The sequence below is a fragment of the Abditibacteriota bacterium genome (assembly GCA_017552965.1).
Lineage (GTDB): Bacteria > Armatimonadota > UBA5829 > UBA5829 > UBA5829 > RGIG7931.
Window position 1 is genome coordinate 1 of record JAFZNQ010000065.1, and the last position, 20880, is coordinate 20880.

Genomic DNA, 20880 nt, shown 5'->3' on the forward strand with positions numbered 1-20880 from the left:
CATCGCTCACAGAGATCAACATACCCGGCGGGGTCACGCAGATAGGAGCCGACGCGTTTCGCGAATGTTCATCGCTCACTGCCATACACATACCCGACGGGGTCACGCAGATCGGAAACGACGCGTTTCGCGAATGTTCATCGCTCACAGAAATCAACATACCCGACGGCGTCACGCAGATAGGAGCCGACGCGTTTCGCGAATGTTCATCGCTCACAGAGATCAATATACCCAACGGCGTCACGCAGATAGAAGCCGGCGCGTTTGACGGCTGCTCATCGCTCACAGAGATCAACATACCTGGCGGCGTCACGCAGATAGGAGAATGGGCATTTTACGGCTGTTCATCCCTCACGCATATCGATGTGCCCGAGAGCATCACTTATATCGGGCATCACGCCTTTGCAAACGTTCCCGGAGTTGCTTTTGAGCTGCAAATATCAGAAGGCGGAACACTCACCGGCTTCTGCGGAACCTGCCCCTCCATCGTATATTTACCCGACGGGGTCACGCAGATCGGAAACTACGCGTTTTACGGCTGCTCATCGCTCACAGAGATCAACATACCCGGCGGGGTCACGCAGATAGGAGCCGACGCGTTTCGCGAATGTTCATCGCTCACAGAGATCAACATACCCGACAGCGTCACGCAGATAGGAGACGAAGCGTTTGACAGCTGTGAGCAGTTGGCAATAGTCACCGACAGCCCCGTTGCCAGGGACTTTGCGGCAAAGGCAGGCATACCCTGTAAGAGACCTGGAGAATAGACCCGGAGCCCACGACTGAAAAGCAAGATTGTGATGCCTCTCCGGCGGAGAAACAGAAAAAGGACATGATAAGAATATGCGGAATATAATATGGAACATTATCGGCAACGAGAACAACGAAGACTACCGGTATAGAACAGGACATAATTGGTATGTGGGGATCATGCTGTTGGTGATCCTGGCGAGCATCGTCCCGGCACTGTGGAGCGGTAGCGCGCTCCCCGGCTGGATGAGGTTTCTCGAGATAGGATGCGGCTTCATCTTTATCGCAGATTATCTGGCGCGCTGGAGCATAGCGGACCGGCTGTACAAAGGCGCGAGGATATGGGGACGAATGCCGATGGACAGATATTGGGGTTGGAAGTATCTCATAGCCCCTATGGCCCTTATTGACCTGCTGAGCATCCTGCCCATATTCATTCCTGCCAGGTGGATGAGCTCTGTCAAACTCTTCAGATTTATCGCTATGGGTATGAGAATGCTGAGGACCCTTAAGCTTTTTGCGTTCGTCGAAGGTGTCGAAAGCATCGGCTACGCTATCAGGAAGTCCTGGCAGCAGATGGCAGGCATATTGATCATATTGATTTTTGCGCTCTTTGTCAGCTCCCTGGTCATTACTCTCATAGACCCCAACGGATACAGAGGATGGCAAGCCATATATCAGGCGCTGGCGTCATTTACCACCATAAGGGATGTGGATCCCCCCAACCAAAAACTGAGGCTGGTCAGCGCTTTCACCGCACTGATAGGCGTGGGCATGGTGGCTCTTCCCGCCGGTATCCTGACATCGGTGTATATGAGCTACAACGAATTACAAAAGACTCTGCAAGAGACACATGACCTGCTTAATGACGCCAACCGCAAGCTCAATGATGAATCAAATCAAAAAAGGATCGACAGGACATACGCGCTTTACCGCAGTATCGACGACACCCTCAGGCAACCCGGGACACTGAGAAGCCAACTGGATGAATACATAGAGCAACGGAAAGCCCTGCAAGAGGAAACGAACAGCCTGAGGGCCCGAAGACCCACCATCACCAATGAGCGCGACCGCAAGGATCCCGGCAGCAATGCAGATGAGGACTCCATCAAAAGGCAGGCCGACACGCTCAAGGGAGATGTGATCAGGCTGACTGCAGAGGTGGACAAGCTATGGAACAGGGCCGAGAGCAGCCGGACAGGCGCCGAAGATGCCGAGACAAGATATTTGTCAGAGACCAGCTCCGAAGAACCTGAGGCGATCCCCGCGCCAGATGAAGACAGCAGGTTTCAGGATGACGGCAGGGGCATTGGCCGCGGAGAAATATCCGAAGACGAAGATCTTCGTCTCCGATTTATGGACGAGCAACGTTACTCTGACTACAGTGATACGTTTTTTGACGACTTTGATCCCAAAGACTTCACTGTCCTCGGGGACTACACCAGGCATCTTCTTGCAGACGGCATAAACATCAAGCAATACGTATTAACATACACGGCCATCCTGTACACCGTTCTTACAAACCATGAGCGTACCCAAGGCGGAGCCGCACCCTCGCTGGAATCCGCCGGCGCTTTTGCAGAAACGGCAAGCCTCGGCCCATCCGTCAGCGAAATACTCACCGACACCCTGTCGGAGCATTGGGCTGTTGTCGTAGCGGCGTGCCAACATTTTACATCAGAGAAGCGTATGCAACAGGCGGAAAAAGAGCTTGACCGGATCTTGCGTAACGTAAGCTCGAACGATCTTTTTGGGACAGCCGCCGCGGCACTGATGGATATTTCCGCCGAGGACACGGTGTTGGACTGCACGGGCTTCTGCGACACTTTTTTGTATTTCGCCTCGCAGGGTTCTGACCGGCTCTACGGCATTGAGCCCGACGTGGCTCTGAGGGCGATCCAGATCCTGGTCAATGACATCAGCGGGATAGATGTACAGCCAGCGGAATACGCCGACTTTTCGGGCATAGGCAAAACAGAGCCGTTACACAGCTATTCCCGCATATATCTCGACAGCCTTGAACTCAGAAACTACAGGCTGGCACACAAAAAGAACGTCAAAGAACACGGCTACGTATGGGGCGCCGCCCTTGATGCTACTGATATACTCGAAAAGGACGGCATCGCGGCAATATACACCTTTAATGATGCCGTAACCGATACCGACAGGGAGACCATGATCGCCCGTCAGGCTTTTGTGGAAAGGGGTAATATCACCGCCGTGATTATGATGGAGCAGAATTATCTGCTGCTCACACAAAAAGGCTACAAGGGGGGGATCAGGCTGATTGATGCCGACGACTGTATGCTCCGGGAAAAAGAAAGCCAATACGGCGGACTGACCAATGAAAGTATACAAAAGATAGAGCGCACCCTAAGAGAAGCAAGAGAGGTGCCCCTTGAGGAAATAGCAGCAAATAAATGGAAGTTGGACCCCTGGGACTACAGGACCACAGAAACGACTCCCTTCGGCGAATTGGCCGAGGAGATCACTGGCGCTAACTACGAAGACCTCGACGATGCCGACGACAAGGCCCCTGACATTATCGACGAAGAAGACCTTGAAGACATCGGAGATGAAGATTTTGACGTCATCGACGCAGAAGATATTGATGACCTCGATGAAGAAGACCTCGAGGATCCCGACGATTTGACGGACGAAGAAGACATTGACGACATCGATGACGAAGATATTGAGGACATAGACGAAGCCGTCGAAGAGGATGACGGCGCATGGTCCGGAGGCGCGGCTGCCGCTGCCGCGCAAGCCGCCCCCGACACGCAGGAGCCGGCCGCCTGTTATAGGTGGAATGGCCGAATCAGCTATGGCATAGACGACATTTCCCTCACCAGCCCGAGATATATCGCCAAAGAGGATTTGGAGCAGCTGACCGAGACCCCCCCGAGCGCAGTCAGGGCAAAGGGCGCAGTCATTCTCTGTGATGACACAGACGGGACAGCGGCCATGATCGACTGCCTGCGGGAACACGACTGGCTGGCAATCCCCAACAACGTCCGGGCCTGGCGGATAAGAAGAGAAAACGGCAATTACATCATAGACCCCTGGTATCTGCTGAAGCAGCTCAACACGCAGTATAGATACAAAGGCAAAAACCGCTTCTCCCGGGGCTATGCCGTGCCCAGGCTCTTCTTCCGCAACAGAGAACGCGCAATAGGACGGCACTACAGAGAGTTGGCTGTAGAGCATGCTGCCACCGCCAGAAGAGCGAGAGAATGCGCGATCCGCATACAAACAAAGGTGCAATAAAATGGCTATAAAAACTACAAGTAATGTCGAAGAATTGTGGGACGACCTCAGGAATCTCCTGGATATGATCATCGACAACTCCGGCTGGGCTTACAAGGTGTTCTGCGCCGTGATGTATACGGCGTTCAGATACACGGAATACATGCGCAGCCTGCCGGAGTCCGAGCAGAAAAAACAGAAATACGAATTGCTGAGCTCCGCTGACAGGTTCATCGCAGACGAAGAAATACGTATCGACCCAAAGCTGATATCCGAGTTGAAAAGATATCTCTCCGATTACTGGGGCATCGCCCAAAAGATATGCCTGACCGCCCTTGAAGAGAAAAAGAAAAACATTTTCCCAGATTCTGAAATGCAGATGGATCTTGACTGCAACGTAAACGAGTATATCGAATTTGAAGAAGACTCAATGGGCGGATTGCTGGAAGCGCTGTTCGCAGCGGGGATTTTAAACATAGGCGAGGACGCCTCCGTAATCGACTGCACCGATATCCGCAGCGATTTCCTGAAAGCAGCGGTCCAACACACCAAAAAGCTGTCGACAATAATGCCCGATGCCGGCATGGAATTCGTTTACAAACTACTGAACGACGTTCGCTACAGAGGTTGCTCTGTAAAGCTGTATGACAGAGTGATCACCGAGCTTCCCCCCAACAAGATGCCCGGTTTTGACGCGCTGTTTTTTGACTACAACGAATTCCGCAACAACCCGGACAAATACCAAAAAGGAGATATACCAACAGCAAAGCTCCCGGCCATGCTCACAGACAATGGAAAGGGCATAATAAAAGTATCACCTGAGTGGCTGTCCCAATGCAGAGGCGACCGGAGAACCGACAGGGAAGATCTCATCAGGACAGGCGCTGTCCGGGCAGTGGTCAAGTTGCACAACAACTATTTTGTGCTGCTGAAAAAAAATCATACTGGCAAGATCAGATTTTTGAACATCCCGAATTGCTTCACCGGCGAAGAAAGGGCTGTTCTTGAAGAAAATGGGCTCCTGATTGACGAATTGGAAAAGTATCCGGAGATAAAAAGGCTCATCGAAGACAAGATCGCGTTGGTCACAGAGAGCCTGAAGGGCAAAGAAGCTGCCATAGGCAGGGCAAGAGATATCTCTCTGGGAGAAATAGAGCGAAACGACTTCCGCCTCATTACCCGGGATTACATGACTCCCGGGACCAGGATCCTCGGATCCCTGATCAACAGGATCGACTGCGCTGTGTATTTCGACGAAATAGCGGATCTTGTCACTTCGGAAGATACAGGCATATTCTATCTCAACACGAGAGGGATCACCGACGGTGTCATAGACAGAGACAGCGTTTTCCGCCTCAGGGAAGTCCCGGAAGAGTTCAAGGTCAAACAGGTTCGCAAGGGAGACCTTTTGAAGATCCAAAAAGAAAGTTGGACAAAGGATGAAAAAAGCTATTTTTGCGCTATCGCAGACTGCATCGAAGAAGGAGAAACTTGGGTGACCTCCTCCGATGTCACAGTGTACCGCATTACAGGAAAGATCGACCCTTGGTATCTGCTGAAAATGATAGACGAATCCTCTGTGGAATCCGATTTTCATGACATCCGCATCCCCGCGCAGGTCAACGCCGAAGGAAAGCCGGACCCCGATAAAGAAAATGAGATCGGTGAGAAATTTCACCAGCGGGTCGAAGAATACAACCAAGCCATTAGAGATTGCAAAAGGCTGGAGCGGCAGATGAAGTCGGACCTTTGGACCTGATTGAATATTACAAAAGGAGAGCCAACATATGGATCGTAATTTTAGGGATAAGATTTATGATATCGTCGCCAACGACAAAGACGACAACCAATGGCGTTTATGGAATATAGTATATGAAATAATCCTGCTGATCATAATCATCCTGAGCTTCATTCCGGTTTGCCACAGCGGCAATATGCCTGATTGGATGCGCTGGATGGAAATCTTGTGCTGTGTTCTTTTCATGATAGACTATTTTTTGCGATGGATAATTGCAGACAGGTTATATCCACAGGGGAGAAGAATATGGCTATGGGGGCGAGTAGCTAACCCGTTCCGCTTATATCCTATTACGCCGATGGCGATCTTTGATATACTGAGCATCCTGCCCATATTACCGTTCATCCCGGCAACATGGGGAATAGCAAGGTTTTCAAGAATCTTCAGGTTTTTCAGGTTGCTGAAGCTCTTCAGATATGCCTCCGGGCTGCAAACCCTGCTGGACGTGGTTGTGAGAAGCTGGGGTCAGCTGATAGCAGTACTCATCCTATTGGCCTTTTGGCTGTTAACCAGCGCATTCTTCTTCAACGTCTTCGATTCCAACCACTTCGGCTGGAAAATGGCTTTGTATCAATCGGTGCTATCTTTTACGACTCTCAAGGACGTTGAGACCGGCAACTTTATAGTCAAGGTACTGAGCTGCATCAGCGCCGTTTTGGGTATAACTCTCGTTGCCCTGCCTACCGGTATCGTGACCTCCGTATATATGAGACTGCGTGAAATGGACAGGAGGATCGAGGAAATAGAAGCGACACTCATAGTTATGAATAAAGACCTTACGCCGCAATATGATGAACTGACCGGCAAATATCACAGAAACAGGGATTTGCCAAACCCGGAAACTATCCGAACGGCAATAGACGATCATCAACATGAATTAAGTGAAATCAAGAAAAATAGACACAACAGAGAAGTCAATGACAATATCCTCAGAGCAAACATCGAAACGCTCCACAGCCAAGTCAGCGATACAAGCGATGACCTTGCAAGATTAAGAAAACAGAGCGCCAACTCGGATGAAATTGCGTCTGTATATCGTGCGCGATTCAATCCGGAACCAAGAGCAATTCAACGATTCCGACAAAACGAAAAAGAAGAGCCAAGCGACGAAGAAAAAATCTATCGTGTTTTCAGGAGGCTTTTAGGGGATCTGGCACAAGATCAGGAGGAAAACAATGAGGCGGAGAATTAGGAGCCGAAACAGTGAAGAAGACCTCGAAAACAGCATAAATGTTTACGAAGCTATTTTATATACATATTTTATTTATAGGAAACAGGAACAAAAGCCTTCTTTGGAATCCGCTGACAGCTTTTTCGAAACAGCAGAAATAGCACCTTCTGTAAAACCGGGTCTGAAAAAACTGATGAAGCCATACTGGAAAGATGCAACAAAGGTCTTCAAAAATCCTCCCAAATGGGAAGAATGCCAACATACCATCAATGATTTTGATGAAATAAACAATGGGTCTTGGAGAAGACGACGCGACGACATAGAAATATCTGCTGCTGCAAAACTGCTGGAAATCACAGAAGAAGATGAAGTATTGGACCTTTCAGAAATACGAAGCAGTTTTCTCGAGGAAGCAGGAAAAAGCACCCGCAGACTCAGCGGCATGGCAGACGCCGAAAGACCCGAGCGCTGGCTTCCGGACGCTCTCCTGAACGAACGGGACGATCTGCCTGTAGAAATACTCGCTGAGGACAAACCTCCAAAAAACAGGTATTTTTCAAAGATTTTTAATGACAGAGCAAACTGGACAGATCTGGAAGCCAATATAATCAGGCTGCTCTCGGAAAACGGCAAAGCAGTTGTCATAGCAAGTGCCGACGATTTATCGGACAGCGGATGGCAGAGCGAAGCCATCGAGCGTGAAGTATTTATCAAAAAAGGATACATCGAGGCCGTCGTCAGGCTGGACAGCGATTATCTCATATTGCTTAGTAAGGAGCACACAGAAGGCATTATATTTGTTGACGCTACCGATCTCATTGTGGAAAACGAAGACGACGACATCCTGACCGACGAAGTGATGATCGAAATCAAAAACAGGCTCTCAGCAGCAGATACAGTGCCGCTCTCGAGGATCGGAAACAACGAATGGCGCCTTCTCCCTTGGGATTACAAATACTCCGAATATGACATCTTTCTTCAGCTCACCGACAAGATAGGCGGCAACGAAGACATCAACGATGACGATGAAGAAGAGAAAAGAATAAAGGAATTTTTTACCGACCTGGAAACGGGGATATATTATCTGGAACGCCTCCCAAGGGACGCTGTCGATAAGGCATCCCTGCCCCGACTCCGCGAGATCCCGGAAAAAGTAACGATATGCCGGAATTGGGATATCATAGAAGGAAGAAGGACTGCAGAGATTATAGATTGGCTTGAAGAGAATGAAACGCTTATCGTAAAGCGGGATTTAGACGTTTACCGCATTACAGAAGATATAGACCCCTGGTATCTGCAAAAAATGATCGATATCGGCGAACACGGTGACAGCCTTTCCGAGATGAGGATACCCAGGCTATCCCGTGAAGACGAAGAACGGATAGGAGAAGAATACAGGGAACTCGATACTGCACTTAAAGACGCCGAAGAAAAAGAAGAAGCTCTGCTCCTCGAACGGCAGGAAAGCCTCAGGCAAAACCATGAAGTCAGACCATCGGAAATACACGACGATATCACTTCGAAATCATTACCGAAGAAGTCTGAGCAATGACTATTAAAAGGCATGCCAAAACCGGCAATCAGCAAAGAAATACAGTGGGTGCAATTCTGCTTTATACAAGCAAACTCTATCATCAACAAGCGACTACAGGAGTCATTTCATGAGAAGACGAAGAAGAAGAATTGGCAGAAGACGTTTCAGCGATCTGGATCCCTGGGATATCGAAAGAACTCTTCAGGATTATATCAATGAAGAAGAGGCAAAAAGAGTATATACAGCTATCCTTTTTGCAGTAATCAAATATAGTGAAAGAGAAGAAAAACTGGAGCTTGACTCTGTGGACACGTTCACCAGCTCTTTTGTCTCAAAAGGCAGAATGAGCGAAGAATTGGGGATCCAGCTTAAAACTCATCTCTCCGACTTTTGGGGGCTCGCCCAAAAAGCAATTCTTACCTTCACTAAAATCGACGAGCTCAAGCAGGAATTTTTGTTCCCGGCATTTGATGACTATCAGGACATAGAGCTTGATGACAAAGACAAGCTGAGAGGCGTTATTGCCGCAGAGATGCTGGATATCAGCGAAAAAGACACCGTTCTGGACTGCACAAGGATACGCAGCGGCTTTTTGAAATCGGCAGACAAAGCCATTAAGGCTAAGGGAATGCCTGACAATCAGGATGCATTGCCTCTTTCCGGGCTGATACTTGATCAGGCTAATAAGATCACCTACGAAATAGCCAACAATCTCAAGCTTGATGGCTATGAAGCTGCGCCGATCATAGGAAACATTGTGGAATCCGGCAACGTTGGAAAGCAGTTTGCCAAAGTATTCCTTGACGCTGCCGACTTGTTACGAGAAAAAAGCTGGGCCAGCAGCCGAGATGATGATACAGACGATTCCTGGATATGGGACGCTGTAGATAACACTACAAAACTGTTGCAGAACAACGGAAAGGCGGCAATCTGCCTGGATGAAAGATCTTTAGTAAGTGAAGACTCCGCATACGTGAAGAACAGAGGCGATCTTGTAGAAAAGAAACAAGTCAGCGCCGTTTTGCAGATGGATCGCTTTTACCTGCTGATGCTGAGCTCACAGCCAGTAGAAAAAATAAGTTTCCTTGATGTGTCGGATATCGTAAAGAAGGCCCATGAAGAGGAAAGGGACCTGACTGACGAAGACATCAATGAGATAAAAAACATGCTCCACGATCAGGCAGCTATCGTATCGGTGGAAGAGGTAAAAAACAACCGATATCGTCTTCTTCCATGGGATTACATTTATTCCGCGAACAATGTCCTCAGCGACATAGCAGACAGGCTGTTCGGGTATGAGGGCGACGACATCAGCGACCTGTTTACCCGGGAAGACACAGGCGTTTATTATCTCCGCCGAAGTAGTGTCATTGACAAAAACAACCTGCCCCGGCTGAAAGATGTCCCCAAAGGCGCCAACAAGATCCGCAACGGAGATATTGTCGGCTCTACGGTCATAGACTTCCTTGAGGGTGACGAGTGTCTGGTGGCGGATGCTTCCGTGAATGCCTGTCGGGTCAAAAAAGAAGACGGCAACAATGTCATTGACCCTTGGTATCTGCTGAAAATGATTGAAGCAGGCAGGCACGGAGACAATTTCATGGACATGCGGATCCCCAGAGAAACTGCCGAGAAAGAGAGCGAGATAGGAGAAGCATACAAAAGGATCGTTGTGGATTGGCAAAACGCCGTCCGAAGGCGCAAAGAACTGGAGAAAAAACTGAAGGACACCCTCAGGCGGTAAGGACTATCGCGGAGATAATAGGTGTTCACTGCCCAAGCGCAGGCCCCGAAAACAGAGGCGGTTCTTCATCTTCTCCCCGGGGAAGAAGAAAAAAGATATTATGTATTTCAAGGGCGGGCGGTCGAGCAGACCCTCCATGAGTTCAGGAGCGGTATCTTCAGGCGCGTCTTCAAAGTGTAAACAGATCAAAGGAAAGAACCATGAACAACATCGGCAGCACAATCACCTTCGGTAAATACAAGGGTACCCGTATAGTCTGGCGCATTCTGGATGAACGGGACGGACGGCAGCTGCTTCTGAGCGAATACTGCCTGGACAGCAAGCCCTTTAACAACAGGGACATGGACGCCGTATGGGCAGGCTGTTCCCTGAGAAAGTGGCTGAACAACGAGTTTTTCAGCCAGGCCTTTTATGCCTCGGAAAAGGGCGTTTATGCGAAACACTTGTTACTAACAAGGATACCGAGTACGGCAACGGAAAAAGCAGAGACACACGGGACAGGATCTTTGCCTTGAGCAGAGGCGAAGCCGAAGCTTATTTTACCGGCGACACCCAGAGGGTCTGCAAGCCGGCAACGTCCGCACTGAGCGCCGGCGCGCTGACAAACATAGACGTTTGCTGTTGCTGGTGGCTCAGGTCTCCAGGCGATAATAACCGTAACGCCGCATATATATCCGACAGCAACGACCTTCACGCCTATGGACAATACGCGGAAGTGGCTTACGCCGTGCGCCCTGCCCTTTGGATACAGCTATGAAATACAGACGTCATTACTAAAAAGGAGCTAACAAATGAAGAAATGCCCCGAATGCAGAGTCGAATATAAGGATGATAGCATGAGCGAATGCCCAGTCTGTCACGCCCATCTGGAAACCGTCGGCAACAGCGCTTCGCGCTACGCGGGCGATCATGAAAACGAGACGGAACCGGCATACTCCACCAAAAGTCTTTCGATCGACGAAAAAGAAAACAAACGGCGAATCAAAATTGCTGAGCGGGAAAAGAACAAGAACAAAATATTATTGTCTGGGCTGCTTATCATTATAGTAGTTAGTACCACCATCCTGACGGCTTATCTCAACAGTCCCGGATATAAAGCGCGCAAGTTCATAGAACAGGGCGACCTTTTAGGCGCGGCTCAGCTGTATTCCGAACGCGGAATGAAAAACAAGGCAGGAGAGATTTGGCTTTCACTAGGAAAGACCGCAAAGAGAGAAAAGCAGTATGAAAAAGCCATAGGCTATTTTAAGAACGCAGGTGACTATCCCGGAGCCGAGGATGAAATAAAGGAGTGCAATTATCTTATTGCCTGCGGAAAGGTCGCAGTCAAGGACTTTGCCTCCGCCCGGACGATGTTCAGGAACATGGGCGACTACAGAGACAGCGGCAAAAAGTATATGCGAATCGCCTTCAGGGGGATAAAAAAGGGTTCTGTGGTCCAGTTTGGCACCTATCAGCAAAAAACCGACAGCGACACCTATGGACCGGAGCCCATTGAGTGGATAGTGTTGGCGATAAAGGCAAACAAGGCGCTGCTCCTGAGTAGATACGCCTTGGAATACCGGCAATACAACTCAGAAAAGGAAGCCGTCACTTGGGAAGACTGCTCCATGAGAGACTGGCTCAACGATGAGTTTTACAACACTGCCTTTAACGAAACAGAGAAAAAATACATCAGCCTGAGTTATTCCGTGACCCCCGGCAACGCCAAATACAAGACCTACGGTGGCAAACCGGTGCAGGACCAAGTGTTTTTGCTATCCTTTGAAGAGGCAAAGCAATACCTGCCTACTCCAGCCAACCGTCTTTGCAAGCCCACGGAATACGCCGCCAAGCGCAACGTGGACATCAACCAAAGGGGCACCTGTCCCTGGTGGCTCCGGACTCCCGGAGCTCCCTCGGTAGCCCAGGAGCCCGGAAACGCGGTGGACAGCGCCATGTTTGTGGATATATTGGGCACCGTCATTGTGGAAGGTTGTTTCGTCAACAGCTCCGACCAAAACGGCAACGTGGGCGACCTGGGAACAGCCCGGCCCGCAATATGGGTGCTGATAAACTATTGATCATGATTCGTGGAAAAGAATAAAATGGCCAAAACCAATTATTACCAGCTTTTGGAGATCCTTCCTTACGGGCACGAGGCGGATGATATGAACACTATAAACGCCGCCATCGCCCGATGGGAACAAAAAGAACGCATAAGATCCACCGACGACGAGGATAGAGAAACGCTACAGCATTTGAAAGACGACATCACCGCATGTATGTCTGACACACGCCGGCGAAAGGCCGAAGCACGGGAGTGCCGCGAAAGGGCGATATCCATCACCAGGTTTTTACACGATATCACCACTATCACTGAGGGAGCGAAATGTCCCCGCTGCCACAAAACCAATGCGCCGGGGGACGAGCGTTGCAGTTGCGGCTTTGACCTTGTTGCCTCGCGTCACTTCGATTATTACGTGGATAAGGCAAAAAACGCCTTGGGATACAAAAACATCACCGAGGCAGAACAGCTTATCATCGCCGCCAGGGATGCTGACCCCGCAAGGAAAAAGGAACTGGCAGGACCGGAGCATCAGCTGGAGCAGATTAGATACGAATACGACGGATATGTCAAACAAATCTCGGAGCTTCTTGCAGAGGGCTTTTATCGACAGGCGGATCAGCTCATTGAAAAGCTGCGGACCGAAGTTCCTGCTTTTGATTTTGAAACCCAACACCAAACAATACGACGAGAGATCAGAAGGGCCTCCGACACGCTGGCCGCTGCCGCTGGAAGGTCCGGCACAGAAATGGCAAACGCCTGTTATGACGTGTTGCAGACAATAAAGGATTACGGACCGGCAAAAGATATACTCGCCACCCTTCAGCCTCAGGCGCCAAATGGCCTGCGGGGCTCCGCCGAACACGCCGGGAACAATATGGTATACCGTCTATCATGGCAAGGCACCGCCGAGAAGGGGGTCAGCTATACCGTGATCAGGAAAGAGGGCGGCGAACCTGCAGGCCCCAGTGACGGCAAGCCGGTCGCGGAGAACATCGGCGTTTGCGAGACTTCAGACCCTGATTTTGCCTCGGGAACATTATTTTATTACGCTGTATTTGCCCGCCGCTTTGATGGCAGATATTCAAAACCTTGTATTGTGAAGGCAATAGATTTCACCTCACCCACATACGACATTAGACCCGGCAATGGCAAGTGCGGATTTGTGTGGAATACCCCCACCGGGGCGCAGGGCATCAGGATCCAGCGACGGAAGGAAAACGGTGCATGGGAGGAAGTTGCTCGATACGCCCACCCTCCTTTTGAAGACATAGGGCTGGTAAACGGCTGCCGGTACGAATACAAGCTCAACTGTGATTATAAAAACGGAAGGAGTGAGCCAAAGCATTTCACCGTGGTCCCCGCTCCTCTTCCTGATATGCTTGAGAGCGTAACTGCGGAAATACGCGACGCCATGGCAACAATCCGCTGGAAGCCTGCGGGCAGCAACAACAATGCCGTAAAGATCAAACGCATTGAAAACGAAGGCCTGAACATGCAGCTTTCGCTGCCTTTGGCAGTAAAAACCGGCGATATTCCCTCTTTGCTGGGCGGAGGGAATATAGTTGCCGAGGGGCAAAGCAAGGACGGCATAATAGAGTTTCCCATCACCGACTTCGGCGTTTACCATTACGCAGCATTATCCGAGTCCGGCTCTAACAGCATTATTTGCGGCAGGATCCGGATCGTCAACGTAGAGGATATCGGGATAGACGAGCAAAGAACAAGCTTCAGGCACGGAGAATTGCAGATCTATCTGAACAGGATCCCCGACGGTATCAGCAGACTCCATTATGAAATAAGGCAAGACAGCAAGCTCAAAAAACGTGACAAAAACGATTTTACAGTGCCGGATTACCGATTTGAAGGCAGAATTACTGTCAGAGGGCTTGACCCCGGCGATTATTCCGTACGGGTCTACGGAAGCTATATAAAGGAAAAGTTGCAGATAAAAACCGAAGGAAAAACCTTTAAAATATCAATAAACAGTTAATCAAACGGCGTCTGCTATCGGACAAAAACACTGACCGGCAAGAAAGCAGGCAAACATACAATACCTTGCGCAGATGGACTGACGCTTCCCGGAGGTCAATAATGAGTAATACAGTAGTGTGTCCCAACTGTCTCAAAAAGCTGAGCTTTGGAGACGTGATATTTGAATGCGGCAACAGAGACCGCAGCAAAGAGCTTACCTGCAGCTATTATCCACGGGGAAAAAACGGGGAAATAGATATGAAAGAAATGATCGACATGCAGGCCGTGCCCTGGATATGGCAGATCCCGGGTAAAAAGATACCAAAATGCCCCAAATGCCACGAGCCGGTCAGAATCATAAAGTGCAGGCATTGCAAAGAAGAACTGCCGTTCGGTATTTTTGACTGCGACAAAAGATTTCGCTTCGGCGTGTTCGGGACCACAGGCTCGGGTAAAACCACTTTTCTGACCATGATGCTGATGATGTTTCCCAAGCTGACTGGCATGCTCATTGAGGGCTGGGACAAGGAACACTTTAAGAAATATACAGAGAACAAAAACCAAATACAGGACGGAAGAGTCGTGGAGGCTACCAGATCGGGTCTGGACAAGCCATGGCTGTGCCTGTTAAGGGATAGAGTCTCAAAAGGCGGTAAGACACCGTTGTATTCCATGATGGTGTTTGATTCCTCCGGCCACGACAGCGAAAACGTGACAGACACCGTAAAAACTATGCTGAAGGGTGTGAACAGCCTGGTCATATTGTTTGATCCTCTGACACTGCCTTCAGTCAGAGAAGAGCTTGTTTATCAAAAAGAAACGGCGGAAGAAGCAGAGCAAATGGAGAAAAGGATCAATCGTTCCAGAGGCGGCACCGCCGCGGGTTCCGGGGATGTCTGCAACATGGTGGCAGAATTCGCCAATTACATCAGAAGCTGCTTCGGCTACAGAAGAAACGAGCAGATAGACAGAGACGTGGCAGTGGTGTTCACCAAATTCGACCTGATCAGGGACATGTTTCCGGAAGGCTCCAAAGCAGCCAAACCCAAATCATATACGGAAAAAGATGGGTCGGTGTATTTCGACGAAGAAGAAGCCGACACGGTAAGCCGTGAGATAGAAGATTGGCTTCGGGAAAAGGGCGAAAACGAGTTTCTCAGCGTCATCAAAACCAATTTCAAGGAAGACAGGCTGAAGTTCTTTGCGGTATCGAGCCTGGGCCACGCGCCCGATGACCAGCGAAAGATAGGCAAGCCCCATCCTCACAGGGTATTGGATCCGTTTATCTGGATGCTGTGGCTGGAAGGCGTGATAAAGAGCAAGCCCGGCAGCAACAAAGGCAGATGACTATGGAACAACTCATATATACCAGAAGCTTTCCACACGTATCCCTGGCCGACGGGCACATAGAATATCAGGAGGAGTTCGGCTTCGCCGCGGTCAGCAAAAACGCGGTGGGCATGCTCCCCCCGGACACGATGCCGCTGTTTGAGCGTATCATCCAGACCAAGAGCTTTGTCCGCGAGGGAGCGCGCGCTTATGAATACGTGAAGCTGGGCAACGATCTTTGCTTCCTGATCCACGAATACGCCAGGCCGCTGTGCCTCACCCCACGGAAAAACGGAATGGCGCACAGGCCCGGCAACTTCATCAAGCAATGCCTGGCAGGGAAACCGGGGGGCTATCCGGCAGAGTGGTTCGGGGCCCGGAACTGGGATGCCTGGCAAAAGGACGAAAACAGCTATTATTTGGATGACGCTCCCGATTCCCTCGATTATCTTCCGCAGGTAAGCGACACTCCCTCAGACTGCGGCCTGACCCGGGATCCGGTATATGACTTTATATCTCGTGGCAGAGAGCAGGCCCTCAGGGCTGCCGTAAACTTTGTGATAAAAGAGCTGGGCAAACCAGCCGGAGACCGCAGGTTCGTCCTGATAAGAGATATACCCGAAAACGCCGAAAAATGGATCGCTGCCATAGGCTACGCTTTTTCTCCGGAGATAGCCGCCGAGATCACCTTTGCCACCAATAAGACGCTTGCCGACAGAAGCGCCAAGGAGTTGCTGTTTCTTGATGACGGGAGTCCGCTGTATATGCTGACCGGCTGCCACCCCAGCGACGAAAGCTGGTCTTACGCGCAAGACCGCATAAAAAACAGATACGCTCTGCTGGACGGAGAAGCCAAAGCCTTTTCTGCGCCGGACGCCGACATTCCTAAATCAGCCTACTATGAGGACATCTCCGGAAACAGCGAAGAATTTCGGCATTTTACAGAGACCTGGCTTCCCGCAATGGGAATAAAAGCAGTAGACGCGGCTCTCATCCCCGGCATTTACGGTTGCTACAAAAACCTTTTGGACCGGAGCGAATACCCGACACTGAAGGACAGCGTAAAATATCTGACCGAGTTCCTTGGCTCCGAGACAGCGGCGGCAGACGAGATAGCTAATATCATGTTTGAAAAAGGCATATACGCTTCCGTTGCCGGGAAGGATAAGACTAACGGATTTGAATTGCTGCAGCTTCTGCTGCTGAAATGCCAGGCGAGAGAAAGCCTGATCACAGAACAGATAGCCGACATGGTCAAAGGCTTTTTGGCAGACAACGCGGCCAAATATCTGCAATACATGAATGCCATGAACAGCCGTATCAGCTGGTTTCCCGACAAGATTGCCCCGCTGGTCTTTGACAGCGCCGTCTTGTGGCAATATTATCCGGCTGTAGAAAAGGCCGGCGCCGGCTCAGCGCTGGCTCTACTGAAGCGGTTTGACGATTGGAACAAGGGAAATCCCGAACAGATGCCCGAGGCAAAGGAATTCATATACAGGTGCGTCAAGGCAGTTTTTTCGCAGGACAGCGAAAAAGAAAAGGCGGACATCATCACGATGTTTACAAATCGCGACGTGCTGAAGGCAGGCGTCTGCGAAAGGATCACCGCGGATATGGACAAGACTCCCGGGACGCTGGAGCTGGCGTTCAGGCTGCCCCACAATAAACCGTCAGACTTCTGCACTCTGCTGGGGAACTGCGATATAGATCTGGCAGAAAGCTATCTCGCCAACCGAATCGGTAAAGAAACGCTTGAAGAAAAACTGTTTCAATATTTCGTAGAATGCAAGAACTGCTTCGGCAGCGGAGAAAGCACCGGCACCATGTTTTTGACACGGTGGATGGAAAGTCATAACAACTATTCGGAGATGATCGACCTGATCAACGGACTCTCCGACACTGCCAAAGAAAAGCTTTTTGCGGACCTGGACAAAAAGCTGCTGGGCGACCAGTCGGACAACAGCGAAGAGCTTTTCATAAAATTGCCTCAAGGGAGCAAATGCCGGGAGATCTACGACTTCAAAACGGAGTTTTGCAGCGGACAATTAATGAAGAACAGTGAAACGGGCATTTATGAATGCGTCGCCCAAGTGCCCCCCCTCGGCCTGACAGCTGACGAGATATTTATCAACAGCAAGCTTTTCGGGAATATCATTAAAAAAGCCTGCAAGATGAAAGACCCGCAGATGCATTTGACGTTGCTTAAAAAGTTCGATATCAAGGCGGAAGCGCTGTACAGCTATATAAGGGTATGCCTTGCCAATGACAAGAACGATCCTCACATCCGGGAAACTCTGGTCCGGACAGCGGGCCTTGCCGAGGGAGAGCTGAAGGAAGACATCCAACGTCAGCTGGAGAAGTGTGATGCGGAAGACAAGCCAACTTCTGGCGTATCCAACAAGCGCCAAGACAGTCAACCATCCACTGGAAGTCAAAATGGGACGCTCGGCAACAAAATACAAAGCAAAGGCGGGAGCAATTTTAACCCTCTGTTATTATCCGGTTTTTTTATAATGGCCATCCTGGTTCTATTCGTCGTGGTTGTATTTCTTATTTCACAGTATTTTGATGTGTCTTGGACGATAGATATCCCCCCCCTTTTGCGCTGGCCTTGTAATTAGCTCTTTGATCCACGATACTGAAGACCGGAATAATCATATTGCCGGAAGTTGTCTATAGATTACGAGGAGAACCATGAAGAATAAACTATTGCTATTATGGAGCGTTGTTGCGCTTCTGACGATGTTCTGTGTCGCTTGCTACGGCGATCTGCCACCGGTAAAGCCCGCCGCTCCGACGCCTCCCCCCAAAACGGGGTCTGCAAAAAAGACGGCAGGCAAGAAAAAGACACCCAAAAAACAGCCGGCAAAAAAAACTGCTGCGAATCAAAAACAGACAGCAAAACAGGATGCACCGCCTGCAGCCACAGGAAAGACTCTGAAGGCAGAACCCAGAAAACGTGCTGCGTCTATAGCATCAGCCAAAAAAGGTGAGGTGATCACCTTTGGTCGCTATGAGCAGGATGGTAATTATTCCAATGGGAAAGAGCCCATAGAGTGGATAGTTATTTTTATAGGCTCGGACAACAGCATTTTAGTTGTGAGCAGATACGGCCTGGACTGCAAGCCCTACAATACCTATAAGGCATCTGTCACATGGGCAACCTGTTCCCTGAGGCAGTGGCTGAACAACGACTTTTACAACTCCGCCTTCAATGCCGATGAAAAAAAGCGTATGTACAACATCAACAGCAAAAACTACAACAACTCGAAATACGGGACCTATGGCGGCGCGGAAACGAAAGATATGGTAGTTCTTTTGAGTGAAGGCAGGGCAAGCAACTATTTTTCCAGCGACGCATCAAGGCTTTGCTATCCTACGAAATATGCCAGACAGAGAGGAGTTGAGGTTTATGATACCGGCTTTTGCTGGTGCTGGCTGTCAACTCCGGGCGACGCATCCGACAGCGCAGCCCATATAGATAGATACGGCAGAGTGAACCTGATCGGCAATGCGGTCAATCACACCAACGTGGCCGTGCGGCCCGCCATATGGATAGACCGAAAGACCGGTGAGCAAACCACGGCAGGACAGCCCTCACCTGCGGCTCCGAAACCCACAACCACGGCAGGGCAACCCACACCCGCAACTCCGAAGCCGCAGGTAAAAGAGCCGGGAGACTTTACGAGCGCAAAGCCAGGGGATATCATAAAATTCGGCCGCTACAAGGGCGAACCCATTGAGTGGTATGTGTTCAAGAATAATTGGTGCAACTGGAAAGACCCGAATAATCCGGGCCTGGAGCTAATCAGTGTTAAAGCCCTAGATGTCAAAAGGTTTGACCTCGGTGCGGGGTCCGAATGGGGAAAGAGCGAGATAATGAAGTGGCTCAACGATGGCTTTTACAACGAAGCGTTTACCGACGCTGAAAAGAATAGATTATATATCCATACAACTACACTTGAAGACAAAATCGAATTCAAATACAGAGTCAGTCTTGCTCCGTCCAGTCAGTTGGGAAAAGAAAGAGAAGTAAGGCCCGATATAATAGATTGCAGTCCCAACGAATATGTGAGGTCGCATTTTACCAATTTGATCAACAATGACGGCACGGTGGACTGGTGGATGAAATATAATCCATACACCGAAAACAAAAACTGGACCGTCAACACCGCTGGCAGTTACGAAAGCGCCTCCGGCAGCCTGATGAGAACTGTCCGCCCATTGATAGCCATCAGCAAAAAAGGCAATTATTCCAACGTTAGGCCCGGCGATATCATTTACTTCGGCACCTACAAAGGTGAAGCCATAGAGTGGTATGTGTTCAAGAACAGTGCCCTCAACTGGTCCGGCGATTCGGGCCTGGAGATGATCAGCGTAAAAGCCCTGGATGTCAAAAGGTTTGACGCCGCATCCGGCACGGAATGGGAAAAGAGCGAAATAATGAAGTGGCTCAACGACAGCTTTGTCAACGAGGCGTTCACCGAAACGGAAAGACAACTGCTGAGAACGATTTATACAGAATTTGAAGACAAAACTAGGGTCGAATTCAGGATCAGCCTGCCCTGGAGTTCTCAGTTGGAAAAAGAGAAACAGTTGAAGCCGGATATCATGCAGTGCAGTCCCAACGCATATGTTCGGTCTCAATACGGAAACACTATATATGTTTCCGAAGACGGAATGGTGGACTGGTGGATAAAGTGGAATCCTTATTCCGAAAATAAAAGCTGGACAGTGTCGGCAGGCGGCTACAAAAGCGCGTCATCCAATGAGCTCAGGGCCGTCCGCCCCTGGATAGCCATCACCCGCAAATAAGGCTTTGACAGTCGGAACGGGATCTTTCATATCCCGGTCACAGGGCTGTCATTTCTCACGAGATAATCAAAGCCTAACAGCCCGGCAAAGAGGCCCTCTTTGCCGGGCTTGACTATGTATCGCCTGCCTGTGTATAATGGTATTAAGCCGCAAGCGCGGCCGGACGGGGACGTCCGGCCCCTGCGGACGTCCGCAAGGAGAAATACTATGAAACACTGTGTATGTATACTCGCCGCCCTGTGCATTCTGGGCCTAGCGGCGGCTGCATATTGGGGGACCTGCGCCGGCAGGGGACGCGCTGCCGCTCCGGCCGGTGAAGGATGGTCCCCGGCCGGGAGGCCACAGCCGACTCGCCCACCCCGTATATGCGGAGGATGGCGCTGACGAGAGACTTTTCCGGGGGAAACTCCCTCAGCAGGTAGGGCTTCACCGACTGCTGCCACATGGGGATGAATTCCGAAGGGGGGCCGGG

General features: G+C 50.1%; 13 protein-coding genes. 12 read left to right on the forward strand and 1 reads right to left on the reverse strand.

Annotated features, from left to right (window positions below):
* The 12 genes from IK083_06160 to IK083_06215 all read left to right on the forward strand — a co-directional run.
* Positions 1-767: leucine-rich repeat domain-containing protein (locus tag IK083_06160; protein ID MBR4749134.1), on the forward strand; the 767-nt coding region annotated here is incomplete at its 5' end.
* A gap of 76 nt (positions 768-843) precedes the next feature.
* Positions 844-4017, forward strand: coding sequence for an ion transporter (locus IK083_06165; GenBank protein MBR4749135.1), 3174 nt, complete (start codon positions 844-846; stop codon positions 4015-4017).
* A gap of 1 nt (position 4018) precedes the next feature.
* Positions 4019-5755, forward strand: coding sequence for a hypothetical protein (locus IK083_06170; GenBank protein MBR4749136.1), 1737 nt, complete (start codon positions 4019-4021; stop codon positions 5753-5755).
* 28 nt (positions 5756-5783) lie between these two features.
* Complete coding sequence (locus IK083_06175) at positions 5784-6986, forward strand: ion transporter (protein ID MBR4749137.1); 1203 nt, start codon at positions 5784-5786, stop codon at positions 6984-6986.
* Positions 6970-8517, forward strand: coding sequence for a hypothetical protein (locus IK083_06180; protein MBR4749138.1), 1548 nt, complete (start codon positions 6970-6972; stop codon positions 8515-8517). The genes IK083_06175 and IK083_06180 overlap by 17 nt, the downstream gene beginning before the upstream one ends.
* Before the next feature lie 109 nt (positions 8518-8626).
* A complete protein-coding gene (locus IK083_06185) occupies positions 8627-10243 on the forward strand; it encodes an N-6 DNA methylase (protein MBR4749139.1) in 1617 nt (538 codons plus the stop codon).
* A 200-nt stretch (positions 10244-10443) separates the two neighbouring features.
* Positions 10444-10758, forward strand: a complete 315-nt coding sequence (locus IK083_06190; GenBank protein MBR4749140.1) for a hypothetical protein — start codon at positions 10444-10446, stop codon at positions 10756-10758.
* Between the two features lie 645 nt (positions 10759-11403).
* Positions 11404-12306 (forward strand): hypothetical protein, encoded by a 903-nt coding sequence (locus IK083_06195; GenBank protein MBR4749141.1) that lies wholly within the window; start codon positions 11404-11406, stop codon positions 12304-12306.
* Positions 12307-12330: 24 nt separating this feature from the next.
* Positions 12331-14283: a hypothetical protein gene (locus IK083_06200; GenBank protein MBR4749142.1), complete on the forward strand. Its 1953-nt coding sequence runs from the start codon at positions 12331-12333 to the stop codon at positions 14281-14283.
* Positions 14284-14384: 101 nt separating this feature from the next.
* Positions 14385-15611, forward strand: coding sequence for a hypothetical protein (locus IK083_06205; protein MBR4749143.1), 1227 nt, complete (start codon positions 14385-14387; stop codon positions 15609-15611).
* A gap of 539 nt (positions 15612-16150) precedes the next feature.
* Complete coding sequence (locus IK083_06210) at positions 16151-18214, forward strand: hypothetical protein (protein MBR4749144.1); 2064 nt, start codon at positions 16151-16153, stop codon at positions 18212-18214.
* Positions 18215-18287: 73 nt separating this feature from the next.
* Positions 18288-20408, forward strand: coding sequence for a hypothetical protein (locus IK083_06215; protein MBR4749145.1), 2121 nt, complete (start codon positions 18288-18290; stop codon positions 20406-20408).
* A gap of 205 nt (positions 20409-20613) precedes the next feature.
* On the opposite strand, the gene IK083_06220 is transcribed toward IK083_06215, so the two are convergent.
* Positions 20614-20880: hypothetical protein (locus IK083_06220; protein ID MBR4749146.1), on the reverse strand; the 267-nt coding region annotated here is incomplete at its 5' end.

What these genes read in the sequence shown, in the direction of transcription:
- IK083_06165 (MBR4749135.1), top strand. Translation starts at nt 844, where the DNA reads ATGCGGAATATAATATGGAACATTATCGGCAACGAGAACAACGAAGAC.
- IK083_06170 (MBR4749136.1), top strand. Translation starts at nt 4,019, where the DNA reads ATGGCTATAAAAACTACAAGTAATGTCGAAGAATTGTGGGACGACCTC.
- IK083_06175 (MBR4749137.1), top strand. Translation starts at nt 5,784, where the DNA reads ATGGATCGTAATTTTAGGGATAAGATTTATGATATCGTCGCCAACGAC.
- IK083_06180 (MBR4749138.1), top strand. Translation starts at nt 6,970, where the DNA reads ATGAGGCGGAGAATTAGGAGCCGAAACAGTGAAGAAGACCTCGAAAAC.
- IK083_06185 (MBR4749139.1), top strand. Translation starts at nt 8,627, where the DNA reads ATGAGAAGACGAAGAAGAAGAATTGGCAGAAGACGTTTCAGCGATCTG.
- IK083_06190 (MBR4749140.1), top strand. Translation starts at nt 10,444, where the DNA reads ATGAACAACATCGGCAGCACAATCACCTTCGGTAAATACAAGGGTACC.
- IK083_06195 (MBR4749141.1), top strand. Translation starts at nt 11,404, where the DNA reads ATGAAAAACAAGGCAGGAGAGATTTGGCTTTCACTAGGAAAGACCGCA.
- IK083_06200 (MBR4749142.1), top strand. Translation starts at nt 12,331, where the DNA reads ATGGCCAAAACCAATTATTACCAGCTTTTGGAGATCCTTCCTTACGGG.
- IK083_06205 (MBR4749143.1), top strand. Translation starts at nt 14,385, where the DNA reads ATGAGTAATACAGTAGTGTGTCCCAACTGTCTCAAAAAGCTGAGCTTT.
- IK083_06215 (MBR4749145.1), top strand. Translation starts at nt 18,288, where the DNA reads ATGAAGAATAAACTATTGCTATTATGGAGCGTTGTTGCGCTTCTGACG.